The organism is Vogesella mureinivorans (assembly GCF_007644035.1).
GTDB lineage: Bacteria > Pseudomonadota > Gammaproteobacteria > Burkholderiales > Chromobacteriaceae > Vogesella > Vogesella mureinivorans.
In genome coordinates this window covers 1-296 of the sequence record NZ_VMTV02000998.1, presented here as the reverse complement: position 1 = coordinate 296, position 296 = coordinate 1, and the positions used below count along the sequence as shown (strand labels likewise).

1 pseudogene is annotated in these 296 nt (G+C 34.5%); it reads left to right on the top strand.

Annotation, left to right across the window (positions count from 1 at the left end):
* A pseudogene (locus FLQ44_RS21880) lies at nucleotides 1-296 on the top strand (IS630-like element ISMae27 family transposase); the annotation flags it as partial.

The following is a 296-nucleotide window of genomic DNA, read 5'->3' as shown; positions in this document are numbered from 1 at the left end:
TCTAGTTTTCTTGCTCAGTGGAAAAATATTCGGTATTGGTGTGAAGATGAGAGTCGAATGGGTCTGCATACAATCAAAAGAAGAAAGCTAACAGGAAAAGGAATTAAGCCAAAGGGAATAGTTCAAGGGGATTTTGTATATTTGTGGATGTATGGTTTAGTAGAACCCCTGACCGGAGAAAGTTTTTTCTATGAATTCAGTCATTTAGATACTATATGTTTTGAGAAGTTCTTAGAGTTATTTGCCCAAAAATATCCAAAAGATTTACATATTATTCAGCTAGATAATGGAGGGTT